Below are 16,769 nucleotides of genomic sequence, written 5' to 3' on the forward strand. Positions count from 1 at the left end.
TGCGTGACAGAACATTGTCTGTCATGAATTTTTTCCATAAAAAAAACCTGACACCAAAGTATCAGGTTTTATTTCTTTATTGGTTGTTAATTTAAAGCGTATTAAGCTTCAACTAACATACGACCACGCATTTCCATGTGAAGTGCGTGACAGAACCAGTTACAGTAGTACCATTGTACACCTGGTTTGTCGGCAGTGAAGGTAATAGAAGCAGTCGCTTGCGGACCGATTTCCATTTGTACACCGTGGTTTGTCATACAGAAACCATGGGTAACATCTTCAACCATATCTAAGTTAGTTACGATCACTGTTACTTCGTCACCAAGCTTAACTTTAAACTCATTCATACCGTAGTTAGGAGCAATAGAAGTCATGTAAACACGAACTTTGTTGCCGTCACGGATAACTTTGTTATCAGTCATGGTGTTAACGCCATCTTTCTTAGCTTGCGCTAGTGTAGGTGCAAAGATTGTATCATCACGTGACCAAACTTTAGCAGGCTTAACTTTAGAACGGTGAATAATAGTACCGTCATGTGGTTCTGCGTATGTAGGACCATCATGAACAAGTTTCATTTCATCACCTGAAATGTCGATTAACTGATCATTTTCTGGTTTTAATGGACCAACAGGTAAGAATCTATCTTTAGAGAACTTACAAAGTGATACTAACCACTTACCATCGGCATCACGTGTTTCACCAGAAGACGTACCGTTATGACCTGGTTGGTAATGTACATCTAGTTTTTGACGAATGTAGTTAACTTTCTTACCTTGATACGCTTCGATTGCTTCTTCAATATTCCATTTAGCAATTTGGCTATCTAAGAATAAAGTTGTATAAGCGAAACCTTTGTTATCGAACGCAGTATGTAGTGGACCTAAACCTAATTCTGGCTCACCAACAACGGTATCACGTTCTTTGATTTTGCCTGCAAATAAGTCATCTAACTTATCAATAGCGATAATAGATACAGTTGGAGATAATTTACCATTTGCCATGAAGTACTTACCATCTGGTGAAGTATTCATACCGTGTGGTGATTTAGGTACAGGGATGTAACGTGTTAGTTCAGAACCTTTACGACCATCTAATACTGGAACATTATTGCCGTTGTAAGTTTTGAATTTACCGGCTTTAAGCGCAGCTTCACAACGTGCAAGGTTAAATACAACCACATGGTCACGTTCGGCAGAAATCATTTCACCTAAGTTCATACCCATTTCTGAGTTGTATGAAGTAGAAGCGAAGTATTTACCATCGTAATCAGCATCAGTGTTATCTAAGTTACCATCAACCATTACTTGGAAAGCAACTTCCATTTTTTCTGCGTCGATTACATTGTATAAAGAACGGTAAGTACTAACGTCTTCTAAAGACTCTTTACCATCGTTATTCATTGGAATTTCAAACTCACCATTACAAATAACGTATTTAGTGTAAGGTGCTTTTTGAACACGTAAACCGTGAATCGCTTGTACGTTAGGAATAGTGATCATTTTGTCAACTTTCATCACGTCACAACGAATACGTGCTACACGAGAGTTCGCTTTATCGTTGATGAATACGTACTTACCATTGTAACGACCATCAGTCATTGACATATGAGGGTGATGTGAATCACCAGCTAAAATGTGAGCACTCTCGCCTTTAATGCGTTTAGATTCATCAGTTAAACCCCAACCAGTTGCTGAGTCAGTGTTGAATACTGGGATACGCATTAACTCACGCATTGATGGGATACCCATAATACGTACTTCACCTGAGTGACCACCAGACCAGAAACCGTAGTACTCATCTAATTCACCTGGGTGAACTACTGCACTATTACCAGCTTCTGCAGCACGAGCTTTAGCAGTAGATGCGAACATAGCTGCTGTCATAGGGGCAGCTACTGCACCAGCACCAATTAAAGCTGTTTTGCCGAAAAACTTACGACGGCCTTCATTTTCCAATGCTACTTCATTGGAGCTGTTTTCTTCTTTACTCATTGCTTTTCTCCACTTTTAAAAACTTGTCTAAATATTTATGTTTGTTGTATTGCTACGTTAAATCTTATTAAGCTACATTTACTGCAGGTATTTCTGTTTCTTTAAACTTCTGCTTTTTACGTGCTAACTTTTTCAATGGCGGACACTTCTCTTCATTGAAATACGTTACCTGACAATCAAGGCAGTAATGACATTCACGCATATTAATTTCACCATCAGGGTTAATTGCTTGAATTTCACATTCTTTAGCACAGGTTTTACAAGGTTGACCACATTCTGGGCGACGTCTTAACCAGCTAAATAACCTGACACTATTACTGGTTGATAATGCTGCGCCTAATGGACATAGGTAACGACAGAAGAACTTACGGTTAACCACGTTAATCGCTAATAAAGCAACGGCATAAATAATAAATGGCCATTCACGATCAAATTTTAATAAGAAGGTGGTTTTGAAAGGCTCTACTTCGGCAAACTGTTCTGCAGTTGCTAATGACTCCATTGATAAGCCAAATAAGCCAAGTAGAATTAAATATTTTACAGCCCACAAACGTTCGTGTACTGCCCAAGGCAATTCAAATTGAGGAATTTTTATATAACGTGCAAAGACATTGATCAGTTCTTGTAATGCACCAAATGGACATAACCAGCCACAATAAACTGCACGACCCCATAGCAACATAGTAACGGCTGCTGCACCCCATAGCATAAAGATTACTGGGTCTAATAAGAATAAATCCCATGAGAAGTCAGACATAAAAGCTTGTAAAAACGTGAACACATTCACAATCGAGAGTTGTCCACCCCATGACCAACCAATAAAGACTACCGTTATAATTAAGAATAAGTGACGGAAGTTATGCATAAAGGTTGGGTGGCGCACTAAAATATCTTGGAAGAATAAAGATGCGAGTAAAATAACCATTAATATAGCTAAAATTATGACTTCAGAATTTTTCTCTTTCCAAACTTGTTGCGCTAGAGTGAGCTCAGGCTCTGGCATGATCACTGGTGGGCGGTCGACATATTTGTCTAAGGTATGGTAGTCAGCTTTAAAACTGGTAAAAATACTGTCTAATGGACCAGTTTGGCGACGAACTAATAATTCTAATTGCCAGTCAGAAGCTGGATTAAACTCATGATGTTCACGAATGATAAAAATTGAGCGCTCATTAAAGCGTGGGGCACCATCTACATAAATATCGGGTAAACGTGAATGGTCTAAATCGCGAAATGCGAATGCTTCACCATTTTGTAGTACTTGAATTCGGTCAAATATTGCACCACGAACATAACCTGAGCCTTTAAATGAATAACCTGTACCCATTAAAGCAAGAGCATGTTCACCTTCCTTCAGGTTAGACATTAAGTATTCGTACTCAGTGTCACCAAGTAAGTTACGACCGATGGTTGGAATATTAACTTGAGCAAAATAAATCTCTGCGAACATATCTTGTTTTTGTTCTGCACTTGCTTCGTCAACATGCTCAGCTTCTGTGCCAACAAATGCTTCATCGACGGTTTTACGGTTTAGGTATAGTTTTCGAATTGAACCGTCACCCGTCAAAGTAGTCCAGTCAGCCTTTTCATAAACATCTGGATAAATAGTACCCATAGGCTGGATGATTTCTTGACTAGCGCTGATAATGCCTAGAGAGCGAGCTACTTGAGTAGCTGACTTCACAATAGCAACATTCATTACCATGACCGTTACCGTAGCGCCAGATAAACCATCAATATGGACAATACCTTCGGTTTTGTTACCACCAACTTTTAAACGGTCTTTAACACCTAACCCATCGTATTGTTCAGTGAACTCATGCAGCTTACTTTCAGGAATACCTGCAAGAATAATAGGCTCATGATGCTCAAGGACTTTAGCGCCGAGATATACACCTTCAGGGTTAATGGCAACAAGCATATTGACAGGTTCACCTGAATAGGCAGGAATTTTTGCTAAATCATTCGTTTCGAAGGCATAACCAATGACTTCTTCGCCTTTGTAAATGGTCCAAATTAGTGGGTCGCCTTCTGTGGCTGCCACTTTGTCACTAATTTTGGTTTGCTCAGGAAAAATTTCCTTAATTAATGGCATTGGATCTTTAGGAGGGCTAACAAATAATGCCTGTGCAGGAAAGGCGATACACAGCGACAACGCGAGAAATTGGATAAGCGCTTTAGAGATTTTTTTCGATAAATGTTCAAAAAAAGATAATAACATTTGGACTCAATCATAAATTTTGTGAACGCAATTAACATAAGTAACTGCGACAATATGTCACAGTTTAACGATCTTATGCATTATCGTTATGATTTAGATCAAGAAAAGGTAGTGAAGTAAATTATGGAATACTAAGGAAAAATCACTGATATTTACCTTATAAAAAGTAAGGTTTATTTTGTATAAGTCAATGTTTTAGAGAGCTTTGCTAGTAACACCTGTAAATGGTTATAAATTTTTAATACGTGATTAATTAGAACAAGATACTGAAGGGGTGATCATTAAGTGGGCGATATGTGCACACCTAATGATCAATGACTTTGATGGTTATTTGACTAAAACTCGGGCAAATTTTCGTTTACCTACTTGGTAAATCGCTTTGCTACCAGCTTTAATAATTAAGTTTTTGTCGTTAACTTTTTCGCCTTCAATTTTAGCCGCGCCTTGTTTAATCATACGCATGGCTTCTGAAGTACTGCTTACTAAACCTGCTTCTTTTAATAAATTAGCAATGGCAATCTCACCGTTTTCTGGTGATAACTCAATCTCAGGCATTTCTTCAGGCATAGCGCCTTTTTGGAAGCGGTTTATGAATTCATCATGAGCAGCTTGAGCCGCCGTTTCATCATGAAAACGAGTAATTAATTCTTTAGCTAAATCAATTTTTACATCACGAGGGTTAGCGCCTTGAGCTACTTTAGCTTTATAGCCTTCGATGACTTCTAAATCTTTAAAGCTGAGTAGTTCATAGTAGCGCCACATTAAATCATCTGAAATTGACATAACTTTACCAAACATATCGCTTGGCGAGTCTGTTATCCCAATATAATTACCTAGTGATTTAGACATTTTCTGAACGCCGTCTAGGCCTTCAAGTAATGGCATCATCAATACAGTTTGCGGACGTTGCCCTTCTGATTTTTGTAACTCTCTTCCCATCAACAAGTTGAATTTTTGATCGGTACCGCCCAGTTCAACATCAGATTCTAGTGCAACTGAATCCCAGCCTTGTACTAACGGGTACATGAATTCGTGAATGGCAATTGCTTGACCGTTAGCATAACGTTTTTTGAAATCATCGCGTTCCATCATGCGAGCAACGGTTTGGCGAGATGCCAGTTTTAACATGCCCGCAGCTCCCATTTTATCCATCCAGGTGGAATTAAAAGCCACGGTGGTTTTTGCAGGATCAAGTATCTTAAATACCTGTTCTTTATAGGTTTCAGCATTTGCTAAAACATCTTCTTTTGTCAGTGGCTTACGGGTAACGTTTTTCCCCGTTGGGTCGCCAATCATACCGGTGAAATCACCAATAAGGAAAATAACTTCATGGCCCAATTGCTGGAATTGACGCAGCTTATTAATCAGTACCGTGTGACCTAAATGCAAATCAGGTGCCGTTGGATCAAAACCAGCCTTAATCTTTAATGGCTTGCCAGTTTTTAGTTTTTCTAGTAATTCATCTTCGAGCAAAATTTCTTCTGCACCGCGTTTTATCTCGGCAAACGCTTGACTGACATCGGTCATTCCTGAGCTCCACTACATGGTTTTAGGTTGAAAAGTATGGCGAACATTTTTTGTAACATATCGCGAATGGTCGAATTCTACTGTACTTTGCCTGTAGGATAAAACCCTAATAGCACTTCAGGCAGTATTTTTTAGAAAAGTTTTGTTATAGTAAGTGATAATTGTTAATGTTCTGATGCTTTAAGCACTCAATTGAAAAGATCAAAAGTAGTCACTCGTTGAAAAACCTAACAGAAATTTTTTTACAGCTTCCTAAAATTCATCGCATCATAATAAGTGCATTATTATTCATTATTGTGGTCATTTTACTTTCTCCAACTCAAAATATTGAGGAAGAAGGTGAAAACCTAACCGTGGGCAAACGTTATCAAATTGCTTTACCACAAAGTGCTGACTCAAAAACGATAAACCCCATTGAGATGCCATCTCTTACTAGCTCTCAAGCTAGCGTGCCTGAAGGAAAAGTTGATATTGCCCCCCAAAGTAGTGATTTACCTTCAATCAAACAAAGTTACCAATGGCAAACAGCAAAAGTAAAAAGTGGAGATTCATTGGCGCGAATTTTTAAACGTCTCGGCTATAGCGCACAAACGACTTATGCGGTTAGTACTGCCAAAGGTGAAGACAGTAAGTTGCTTAAAAAATTGGATGTCGGCGAAGAGCTGAAAATTGCTAATGATGATAATGGCCAGTTAGTGGCATTAGAATATCCTTTGTCGAAAACCGATACGCTGTTCATTGATTTAGTAGGTGATAGTTATCAGTCGCACAAAGAGAGCAAGCAAATAGAAGTACGTGAGACGTTTAGTCATGGCACTATTTCTTCTAGTTTCTGGAATGCTGGTGTTAAAGCTGGTCTAACAGATGCTCAAGTTATCAATTTTGCTAATATTTTTGGTTGGGATATCGATTTCGCGCAAGATATTCGTAACGATGATAGTTTTCATGTGATTTATGAGCAGCAGTATGTTGACGGGGAGTACATAGGTACTGGCAATATATTAGCGGCTGAGTTTGTTAACCAAGGCGAGGTTTTTCAGGCAGTGCGATTTACCGATGGCGAATATTACACGCCAGACGGTAAAAGTATGCGCAAAGCCTTTTTACGTGCCCCTGTTAATTTTAAGTATATTAGTTCTAGTTTTAAGCGTAAGCGTTTCCATCCGGTGCAAAAACGTTGGAAAGCTCATCGAGGTGTTGATTACGCCGCAAAAACAGGTACCCCTGTGGTTGCTGCAGGTAATGGTAAAGTAACTCACGCGACTTATAATAAATACAATGGTAATTACGTTTTTATTCAACACGGCAATGGTATTGTCACTAAATACCTGCATTTTTCAAAGCGTGCTGTAAAAAAAGGACAGCGAGTTAAGCAAGGGCAAGTAATAGGATATGTTGGTGCCACAGGGTTAGCGGCAGGACCACATTTGCATTATGAATTCCTGTTAAATGGTGTGCATCGTAACCCTAGAACAGTAAAGTTACCTGATGCTAAGCCTATTGCTAAAAAATATAAGGCAGAATTTACCACGTTAGCTCGTAAGCGTTTACTTTCGCTAGAAGGTTCTAAAAATGCACTGATTTCTATGCAAGAATCATCAATGAAAGAAGCTTCGTCAGTCCTTAGTGATTAACAGAAAAATCAAGGAGTCAGGCATGTATTATATTGGTTTAATGTCTGGCACCAGTGCAGATGGTATCGATTTAGCGCTGGTAAGCTTTACTGATAATGCAGCTCCAGAAAACTCAGATATTCAGTTGGTGGCAAGTTATTTTCAGCCATATCAAGCCGATTTAGCACAGCGTATCAAATCACTCTATAACTCGGCTGAAGATGAAATAGATTTGTCAGGTAGTTTAGACATTGAACTAGCGCATGTTTTTAGTCATGCGGTTACAGCGTTTCTAAAGCAGCAAGAGTTAACGCCTCAGGATATTATTGCCATTGGTAATCATGGTCAAACTATCAGACATCGGCCTACTGCTAAATTTCCCTTTACCCTGCAAATTGGTTGTAGCCAAACACTTGCATGTTTGACGGGAATAAAAGTCATTGGTCAGTTTCGCCAAAAAGATATTGCCTTAGGTGGTCAAGGAGCACCGCTTGTTCCAGCGTTTCATCAGAAAATTTTTAATAATACAGAACAAGATGTTTTCTTTGTAAATATCGGTGGTATTGCCAATATCAGCTATTTGCCTGTAAAAGAAGGTACACAAGTGCAAGGTTTTGATACTGGACCTGGCAATGCATTATTGGATGATTGGTTTGTGCATTGTCATACTGATGCGACTATTCAATATGATGAGTCAGGTCAATGGGCAAGTTCTGGTGAACTTCATAAGCCGCTGTTGGCGCAATTATTGTCAGACCCCTATTTTGCTTTACCTGCACCAAAAAGCACTGGGCGCGAGCACTTTACTTTTGATTGGCTAAAGCAACATTTAGCTTCAATCGAAGAAACAAGTTTAAAGCCAATCCAGTCACGAGATATACAAGCAACTTTAGCCACTTTCACGGCGATAACCATTGCTCAGGAAATAAAGCAACTTTCACAATGTGCCCAAGTGATCACATGTGGTGGAGGTGTGCATAATAATTATTTAATGAAGCTGTTAGCAGATTGCTTAAATGAAGCGAATGATAAACATAACTATTCACTGGTATCAGCGAGTTCACTTGCTATAGATAGCGACGCACTTGAAGCTATGGCTTTTGCATGGTTGGCCTATGCCAATATCAACGGTTTGCCTAGCAATATGCCTTCGGTGACAGGGGCTAGTCGTGCATGTTCCCTTGGCTTATCTTATTTACCTTAATTGGGCACCTTAGCTCGGGATAACAACTTACTTTTTAGCAATCTATTTTCTTATCTCGAGTTGAGGTTATTTAAGTAAGCAATATATATCCCAACTAAAGAGAGTGCCCTAGCAATATTGATAGCTGCTCAAAAATTGAACTATTTAACTCTTGTACTATCTAACGATAAACGATGCTGTATTTTAGTGTTTTTCTCTTACTTATTTGCTTAATTGATAAGGGGGCTGATTATGGAGTTTAGTGAAATTCATATTGGTATGAAATGTGGAAGTAAAAAAGGTAGTGGTACCGTGACTTGGATTGATGATTCAACGAGAACGATTTATTTATCAAATACGCAAAACAATAATGATTTTGAAGTGAACTTTAATGACATTATTGATGATCCTCAAGCGCACAATCAAGAAGATAGTTACTATTAGCTGACTCCTTGAATAGTCGTGTTGTGAATGTTTGAAGATGAAATTTTAGGCTCAATAAGTTAAAGCTTATTGAGCCTTTTTGATCATAAATGTTAACTGCAGCATAAAACCATGACAAACAAAAAAACTAAGGCTTGTTATTCAAGGTGGCTTTTGTAACACTGCAACGGTTTACATTATTCATAGTTAAAGGTTTTTTATGGAATGGCTTTCAGTAATCCCGCCGATTATCGCGATTATTATTGTTTTGTGGAAAAAAGAGGTAATAGCGGCCTTATTGGTTGCGGTTTTTTCATCAGAGCTGTTGTTAGCAACTAAAGGTGATGGTTTTAGTTTATTTCAAGCATTTCTTGGCTTAATAGAACGTGTGGTCTCGGTAGTAAGTTCACCTGGAAATGCTCGATTACTTGTTTTTAGTTTACTTATTGGTGCGTTGTTGGCTTATGTAAGAAATTCTGGCGGGGTCACGGCCATGGTGAATAAACTTGTCAGTAAAGGTATTGCTAAAACTAAGCGCCAAGTCGGTTCAGTGACCTTTTTTACAGGCGTTGTTATATTTATAGAATCAAACTTAAGCGTATTAACGGCGGGGATTTTATCCCGAGATTTATTTGATAAGTTTAAAATGAGTCGTGCTCGTCTTGCTTTTATGATCGACACAACCAGTGCGCCTATTTGCATTCTTATTTTATTAAATGGTTGGGGAGCATATGTTTTAGGTTTATTGAATAACTATGAATTGGGTCAATCAAGCATGTCTATTTTATGGGGTACAATTCCATTTAACTTTTATGCAATTATTGCCTTGTTATTAGTGCTTTATACTATTATCACCGATAGGGTTCACGGACCAATGAAGGCCAGTGAACTTAAACTGCAACAAGGTGAGCAAGTTGACCATAAACTAGTTGATGAGACGATTAAAGCAGAGCAATTAATTCCCGCAACTAAAGCTCGTTTTATGGTGGTGCCGTTATTAAGCATGGTGCTTGCCATGTTCTTTTTTATGTTTTGGACAGGTAATGGTGATATTACTCAAGGTAGTGGTACTAAATCTGTTTTATATGCGACCTGTTTTTCTTTAACTGTGGCTTATTTCTTACTACTGTTTTCAAAACGTTTTAGTCACCAAGAGTTAGTTGATGTTGGTTTTAAGGGGCTATCTGAGTTATTGCCTTTAGTCACAATAGTATTGTTTTCGTTAACATTAGGTGCCAGTTTAAAAGAGCTAGGCACAGGGGTTTATATTGCGGGGCTTGTTGGTGATTATTTACCTGTGATAATGATAGTACCTATGTTATTTCTTGCTGGCGCTGCTATGTCTTTTAGTACAGGAACATCTTGGGGCACCTTTGCAATATTAATTCCTATCGGTGTGCCACTGATTCAAACACTAGGTTTACCTCCGTCTTTAGTGATTGCAGCAATTCTTGGTGGGGGTGTTTTTGGCGATCATTGTTCACCTATTTCAGATACAACCTGTGTATCAGCCATTGCTTCAGGCTGTGATTTACTTGAGCACGTGAAAACGCAATTACCTTATGCATTATTCGGTGGCGCGTTAACATTAATCGCCTATTTCATTGCCAGTTTTATAATGCTTTAGGGGAAAGCTTGCTAAGCAATTTCAGCTTAGCTTTACTTTGTGACGTTTTTTCGGCAGATTGAGTTAAATTCTTTCTGCTGAAAACACATTATGCGTCATTTCATTAAATACAAATCAAATTGCAAAAGCCCTCGATTTACAAGGTTACTATCTAGCATTCTTTTTTCGTTATTGTTACTGCCATTTTGGCAAAGCAGTGTTATGGCATCGGAACCTTTATCAATAAAAAATGCTGATAAATCGCCTATTGCTATTGCAATTCACGGCGGTGCAGGTGTCATTAAAAAATCACGTTTCACTCCTGAAAAAGAAGAAGCCTATCGAGCAAAGCTAACCGAAGCCATTGATAAGGGCTATAGCGTATTAAATAGAGGCGGGACAAGTTTAGATGCCATAACCGCAGCGATTAATGTACTGGAAAATTCGCCATTTTTTAATGCAGGTAAAGGTGCAGTTTATACCCATGATGAGACTCATGAGCTTGATGCATCAATAATGGATGGCAAAACTCGACAAGCAGGAGCTGTGGCGGGGGTCAAACGTATTGAGAACCCGATAAATTTAGCGCGTTTGGTCATGGAAGAATCAGTTCATGTTATGTTAAGTGGTAATGGAGCAGAACAATTTGCACTTAACCAAGGTATACCGCTCATTGATAACAAGCATTTTGACACAAAAAGCCGTTATAAATCACTGCAACGTGCTAAAGAAAAAATGAAAAAATCTCAACAGAGCAAAGACTATCAAGCGGCTCATAAGGCACTGCCGTTTGAATATAAAGTGGGAACTGTTGGCGCTGTAGCTCTAGATCAATATGGAAATATTGCCGCCGGTACCTCTACAGGAGGTATGACAAATAAACGCTTTGGACGAATTGGGGATTCACCGGTCATAGGTGCAGGTACTTTTGCAGAAAATGAATCTTGTGCTGTTTCGGCAACGGGGCATGGTGAGTATTTCATTCGCTACAATGTTGCAGCAGACATTTGTGCACGAGTGAAATACCAAGGAAAATCAATTGTTCAAGCTGGTGATGAAGTCATTAATGGCGTGTTAAAACCGATAGGTGGTACAGGAGGGGTTATTATTATTGACCAACAAGGTAATATCGCAATGCCGTTTAATACGGAAGGTATGTATCGTGCCAGTAAAACAACACAGGATAAAGCCTATGTTGCTATCTTTTCAGATGAATAATGCTTAACTATCTAATAAGTTGATGCTTAAAGTAAGCCAAAGGCTGACATTAAGCTACGAGTACTGAGCATTAAAGTAATTAAAATAACCATAGAGGCTAAAATATTTTGGCCCAAGGTGTTTTTGTACTGCTTTAGTGCATCGGTGTTCATCACCCATAATAAAAATATCGCAACTATAGGCAGTAAAATACCATTGGCCACCTGAGCAAACCAAATGACATTAATGGGCTTATAGCCTGATGTTGAAATAATTATACCTAGCAGCAAAATTGAACCCCAAATACTTTTGAAGGCTAAAGTATTGAGTTGCTGCTTTAAGTTTAAAATGCCATTTAGGGCGTAAGCTGCAGCTAACGGTGCAGTGACTGCAGAAGAAATACCAGCACAGAAAAGCCCAAGGGCAATAAAGAATCCTGCAAAATCACCGAATAATGGCTGCAATGCTGGAGCAATATCAGCGGCACTGCTGATATTAACTTGATGACCAAAAAATGCACTAGCAGCAGTAGAAACTATGGCAATAGAAATGAGGCCACCTAACGGAATAGAGAAGTACAAATCTTGTTTTGCTTTGCCAATATCTTCAATGTTGTGCCACTTTTCACTGACACTGGCACTGTGTAAAAATAAATTATAGGGGACAACGGTTGTACCAATTAAGGCGATAACGGTTAGTGCAGCGCCATCGGGTAATGAAGGAATTAACAAGCCAGAGAAAAATTGACCGATGTCTGGCTTGGTGATGATGAAAGTGACTAAGAAGGCTAAACTCATTAATCCGACTAAAGCGATTAAAGCGCGTTCAATAATTTTATAGCTGCCTGTGATTAATATGGTAAACGCGATCATACCTATGATTATTGGCCAAATTGAAATTGAGCCCAGTGTAGTCGAACTACTAAAAATATTTTGTAAGCCAAGGCTAGCGCCTGAAATATTACCGCCTTGATAGGCGGCATTACCTATTACAATAGCGCTGACCACTAACATAACAGCAACTCCACGAATCATAGGGTTTTTGCAACTTGTGCGAATATTTTCACCAAGGCCTTGGCGAGTTACTATGCCTAATCGTGCAGACATTTCCTGTAAAATAATGGTAGCAATGATTGAAAATAGTAATGCCCATAGAAGACTGTAACCATAGTTCGCACCTGCTAATGTGGCTGTGATTACGGTACCTGGGCCTATAAATGCCGCCGTTACTAGAATAGCTGGTCCTAAAGTAAAACGATTCTTTTTCATTATTATTCTTATGGTTAGTTTGCTCCAGAGTAATTGCCTAGTGAATAATGGTCAAGCGTTACTCAGCCAACAGAATTGTAAGCTAGTAACAGATAACATAAGAAAGCGACTTCATGGAGTTATGTTGTGTTTTTAAGTACAATGTTTTCTTTTTATCACATGTCTTATTAAAGCTTTATGAATAGTAGCCCGCAAGAGTGTTTACAAACCCAAAATAGCTTCAATGTTAAAGCATTTAGTCGCAAGGTACTTCGCCCTAGTAATATTGAAGCCTTGCAAGATATTGCTGAAATGGCTGAAGTGATTGAGCAACACTTTTATATTCTAGGTGAGGGTAGCAACACCTTATTTGTTGATGAACAAGCACCTCTCATTATTCAGCCAAAGTTCTCTGGCATCGATATCATAGAGCATGATAGTTACTTTTCCGTGCAAGTTGGCGCAAGCGAGAACTGGCACAATTTAGTCTGCCTGTGTATTGAGCAAGGAATTAATGGTTTAGAAAATTTAGCCTTGATCCCTGGAAGTGTTGGAGCTGCGCCAGTACAAAATATTGGTGCATATGGCGTTGAGTTTGCAGATTATTGTCATGAAGTGACATTCTTTGACTTCTCTAATAAAAAGGTGACGGCCTTATCTAATCATGATTGCCAATTTGGTTATCGTGATAGTATTTTTAAAGGTGCTTTATATAATAAGGGAGTTATCACCCAAGTCACTTTAAACTTTCCCAAAAGTTGGCAAGGTAAAACATCTTATCATGGTTTAAATACCCTACCTGCAACGGCCACCGCTAAAACTATTATGGATGCGGTAATTCAATTACGTCAAAGTAAATTACCCGACCCTGATGAGCTTCCTAATGCTGGTAGTTTCTTTAAAAATCCTGTGATCAGTGAAGATGAATTTAAGCGATTACAAAAAGACTACCCATCAATACCTAATTACCCTCAAGCCAATGGTGAGATGAAACTGGCAGCAGGATGGTTAATTGAGCAATCAGGTTTGAAAGGAGGCATATATAAAGACGTTGGCATTCATAAAAAGCAGGCACTAGTCTTGGTTAATTATGCTCAAGGTAGTGGCAAAGACATATTAAGTTTAGCTAAGTATATTCAACAACAGGTTAAAGCAAAGTTTAATATTGAAATTATACCAGAGGTGCGCATGATCTCAGTGCTTGGTGAGCAAGCATTTACTGCCTTTAATCACTTTGATTTGATTAGTGAGTTGACCTATGACTAAAGCAATAAAACAACACTTAATTAGATCATTAGCTCGAGGGCAATTTGTTTCGGGTCAACAATTAGGTGATGAACTAAATGTCAGTCGCACAGCGGTTGCTAAACATATCAAAGCGCTGACAGAATTAGGTTTAGATATTTATAGTGTTACAGGTAAGGGTTATAAGTTAGCTCAAGCCATTAATCTATTGGATAAAAAAGTCATAGATAACTTAGTAAATGATAATAGTGCGCCTGTTGAAGTACACAGTTTAATTGATTCAACCAATGATTATTTAATGAGGCGTTTACCTAATCAGTTAATGCAAGGTCAAGTTTGTTTAGCTGAATGTCAAAGCGCAGGACGCGGGCGCAGAGGCAGGCAGTGGGTTTCGCCTTTTGGCTCGCAAATATATTTGTCTATGTATTGGTATTTAGAGCAAGGTCTGTCGGCAGCTATGGGACTGAGTTTAGTAACAGCACTGGCTGTGAGCGATGCTATTAAAGAGTATTGTAATGTGCAAGTACAGTTAAAGTGGCCGAATGATATTTATATTGAAGGTGTTAAGCTAGCGGGTATCTTAATTGATTTAGAAGGTCAGGCTCTAGAGCCAAGTCATAGTGTTATTGGTATAGGTATAAATCTTAATATGCCTGAACAAGCTGCAAAAGCCATAGACCAGCAATGGACAGATTTACAAAGCCACAGCTCAAAAGAAGTTAATCGAAGTGAATTAAGCGCATGCATTATTAATCATTTAAGAGCACGACTTGTTGAACATCAAAATCAAGGCCTTGCGCCAATGCTTGATAGTTGGCATCAGCAGGACGTTTTCCTAGATAAGGCGGTGAAGTTGTTAACCGGTGAGCGTGTCACTGCGGGTATTTGTCGTGGTATCAATAACCAAGGTGCCCTCATGTTAGAGGTGAATGGTCAAGTAACGCCTATTTATGGTGGTGAAGTGAGTTTGCGAGGTGCTTCATGATTTTATTACTTGATATAGGTAACACACGGGCAAAGTATGTTGTTCTTGAGCAGGGTATTCGTTCAACAGTAAAGGCTATTGATAATAATGTAATAAACCACTCTTTACTTGAACAACACTTTACTGAAATCACAAAAATGGTGGTAGCGAGTGTCGCCTCAGAAGATATTACCGATATAGTGAAAGGTTGGTGTGAGCAAAATGAATTACCTTATCAACGTGTTTATAGTGAACAGCAAAAAGCTGGCGTAAAGTCTGCCTACCACTTACCAGAACAATTAGGCATTGATAGGTGGCTTACACTTGTTGCTAGTCGTATTTTACTACCGAAAAGCAATGTATTAATTGTTGATGCCGGCACAGCAACAACGATAGATGTCTTGTCCGCCTCAGGCCAACACATAGGTGGCTGGATACTGGCAGGTGTTGAAACACTGTTTGAAAGTGTTTTAGCTAATACAACTAAAGTGACAGCGACTAATACCAATAAAGCGAGTTTATCATTTGGCTGTAATACCAGTGATAATGTCAATAATGCTTGTTGGGCGGCGACTGCAGGTACTATATATAGTGCATTAAAGCAGGCAGAGCGACAAAACTGTAAAATTGATAAACTTTTATTAACGGGTGGTAATGCAAAAGAGCTTCAACCACTACTTACAGTCGAATCACTGATAATCGATGATCTAGTCTTTCAAGGTTTACAAGCCTACAGTGGCGAAGTAAGAAAATAGCACTCAAGCGATGAATATTATTGCGTGCTTGGGCAAAAAAACGTCAAACTCCATAGAAACAAGCAAAAACATCTAATTTTTTTTAATTTTGCTATTGCAAGGGGCAAAACATTACTCTAGAATTCGCACCACTTAATGTAGTGCCGACTTAGCTCAGTTGGTAGAGCAACTGACTTGTAATCAGTAGGTCGCCAGTTCGATTCCGGCAGTCGGCACCATTAATACTAAAGCTTGCTTTAGTATTGCACTCAATAAGTGTAAGAGAAATTTGGAGGGGTTCCCGAGTGGCCAAAGGGATCAGACTGTAAATCTGACGGCTCCGCCTTCGGTGGTTCGAATCCACCTCCCTCCACCATATTTCAAGTTAAGCTTTAATGCCAATAAGCTTAACTTAAAAAACAGAGATACTCTGATAGACGAAGCGGGTGTCGTATACTGGCTATTACCTCAGCCTTCCAAGCTGATGAAGCGGGTTCGATTCCCGCCACCCGCTCCAATCTTTGTAAATGAATGCTGATATGGCTCAGTTGGTAGAGCGCACCCTTGGTAAGGGTGAGGTCGGCAGTTCGAATCTGCCTATCAGCACCATTCCTAAGATTATCTATCCTTTTATCTCAACATTAAAAATGTAAACTTAAACAGTAAATTATTACTATACCCAGAGGTATTTTAAAATGGCTAAAGAAAAATTTGAACGTTCGAAACCGCATGTAAACGTTGGTACTATCGGACACGTTGACCACGGTAAAACTACGTTAACAGCTGCTATCTCTGCGGTATTAACGAAAACTCACGGT

Annotated in this window: 13 protein-coding genes and 4 tRNA genes; 13 read left to right on the top strand and 4 right to left on the bottom strand. The window is 39.0% G+C overall.

Annotation, left to right across the window (positions count from 1 at the left end; all coding sequences use genetic code 11):
* Window positions 1-101: 101 nt before the first annotated feature.
* From nosZ to tyrS, 3 genes are all read right to left on the bottom strand, one after another.
* Window positions 102-1,991 carry a TAT-dependent nitrous-oxide reductase gene (gene nosZ / locus EPA86_RS04920; RefSeq protein ID WP_140602306.1) on the bottom strand — a complete coding sequence of 630 codons (1,890 nt, stop codon included), beginning with the start codon at window positions 1,989-1,991 and terminating at the stop codon, window positions 102-104.
* 67 nt (window positions 1,992-2,058) lie between these two features.
* Complete coding sequence (gene nosR, locus EPA86_RS04925) at window positions 2,059-4,212, bottom strand: transcriptional regulator NosR (protein ID WP_140602307.1); 2,154 nt, start codon at window positions 4,210-4,212, stop codon at window positions 2,059-2,061.
* Window positions 4,213-4,539: 327 nt separating this feature from the next.
* Window positions 4,540-5,739, bottom strand: coding sequence for a tyrosine--tRNA ligase (gene tyrS, locus EPA86_RS04930; RefSeq protein WP_140602308.1), 1,200 nt, complete (start codon window positions 5,737-5,739; stop codon window positions 4,540-4,542).
* A gap of 218 nt (window positions 5,740-5,957) precedes the next feature.
* On the opposite strand from tyrS, the gene EPA86_RS04935 reads away from it, so the two are divergent.
* From EPA86_RS04935 to EPA86_RS04955, 5 genes are all read left to right on the top strand, one after another.
* Complete coding sequence (locus EPA86_RS04935) at window positions 5,958-7,373, top strand: OapA family protein (protein ID WP_140602309.1); 1,416 nt, start codon at window positions 5,958-5,960, stop codon at window positions 7,371-7,373.
* Between the two features lie 22 nt (window positions 7,374-7,395).
* Entirely contained in the window at window positions 7,396-8,556 is a 1,161-nt protein-coding gene (locus EPA86_RS04940) for an anhydro-N-acetylmuramic acid kinase (RefSeq protein ID WP_140602310.1), read from the top strand.
* 231 nt (window positions 8,557-8,787) lie between these two features.
* Window positions 8,788-8,979 carry a hypothetical protein gene (locus EPA86_RS04945; RefSeq protein ID WP_140602311.1) on the top strand — a complete coding sequence of 64 codons (192 nt, stop codon included), beginning with the start codon at window positions 8,788-8,790 and terminating at the stop codon, window positions 8,977-8,979.
* A gap of 199 nt (window positions 8,980-9,178) precedes the next feature.
* Window positions 9,179-10,585 (top strand): Na+/H+ antiporter NhaC family protein, encoded by a 1,407-nt coding sequence (locus tag EPA86_RS04950; protein WP_140602312.1) that lies wholly within the window; start codon window positions 9,179-9,181, stop codon window positions 10,583-10,585.
* 201 nt (window positions 10,586-10,786) lie between these two features.
* Complete coding sequence (locus EPA86_RS04955; RefSeq protein WP_140602313.1) at window positions 10,787-11,782, top strand: isoaspartyl peptidase/L-asparaginase family protein; 996 nt, start codon at window positions 10,787-10,789, stop codon at window positions 11,780-11,782.
* A 26-nt stretch (window positions 11,783-11,808) separates the two neighbouring features.
* On the opposite strand, the gene EPA86_RS04960 is transcribed toward EPA86_RS04955, so the two are convergent.
* Complete coding sequence (locus EPA86_RS04960; RefSeq protein ID WP_170309569.1) at window positions 11,809-13,029, bottom strand: Nramp family divalent metal transporter; 1,221 nt, start codon at window positions 13,027-13,029, stop codon at window positions 11,809-11,811.
* 177 nt (window positions 13,030-13,206) lie between these two features.
* Here EPA86_RS04960 and murB point away from each other — a divergent pair, with 177 nt between their 5' ends.
* The 8 genes from murB to EPA86_RS05000 all read left to right on the top strand — a co-directional run.
* The gene (gene murB, locus EPA86_RS04965; RefSeq protein ID WP_140602315.1) at window positions 13,207-14,274 is read left to right on the top strand and encodes a UDP-N-acetylmuramate dehydrogenase; all 1,068 of its coding nucleotides are present in this window, start codon (window positions 13,207-13,209) and stop codon (window positions 14,272-14,274) included.
* Window positions 14,267-15,238, top strand: a complete 972-nt coding sequence (gene birA / locus EPA86_RS04970; RefSeq protein WP_140602316.1) for a bifunctional biotin--[acetyl-CoA-carboxylase] ligase/biotin operon repressor BirA — start codon at window positions 14,267-14,269, stop codon at window positions 15,236-15,238. Before murB ends, birA begins: the two co-directional genes overlap by 8 nt.
* On the top strand, window positions 15,235-15,972 hold the full coding sequence (locus EPA86_RS04975) for a type III pantothenate kinase (protein ID WP_140602317.1): 738 nt from the start codon (window positions 15,235-15,237) through the stop codon (window positions 15,970-15,972). The genes birA and EPA86_RS04975 overlap by 4 nt, the downstream gene beginning before the upstream one ends.
* A 142-nt stretch (window positions 15,973-16,114) precedes the next feature.
* Window positions 16,115-16,190 (top strand) — tRNA-Thr (locus EPA86_RS04980).
* A 52-nt stretch (window positions 16,191-16,242) separates the two neighbouring features.
* A tRNA-Tyr gene (locus EPA86_RS04985) sits at window positions 16,243-16,327 on the top strand.
* Between the two features lie 66 nt (window positions 16,328-16,393).
* Window positions 16,394-16,468 (top strand) — tRNA-Gly (locus EPA86_RS04990).
* 16 nt (window positions 16,469-16,484) lie between these two features.
* Window positions 16,485-16,560: transfer RNA gene (locus EPA86_RS04995), tRNA-Thr, on the top strand.
* 86 nt (window positions 16,561-16,646) lie between these two features.
* The coding region (locus EPA86_RS05000; RefSeq protein ID WP_246058270.1) for a GTP-binding protein at window positions 16,647-16,769 on the top strand (123 nt) is incomplete at its 3' end.

This window comes from Litorilituus lipolyticus, assembly GCF_006439335.1.
Classification (GTDB): domain Bacteria; phylum Pseudomonadota; class Gammaproteobacteria; order Enterobacterales; family Alteromonadaceae; genus Colwellia; species Colwellia lipolytica.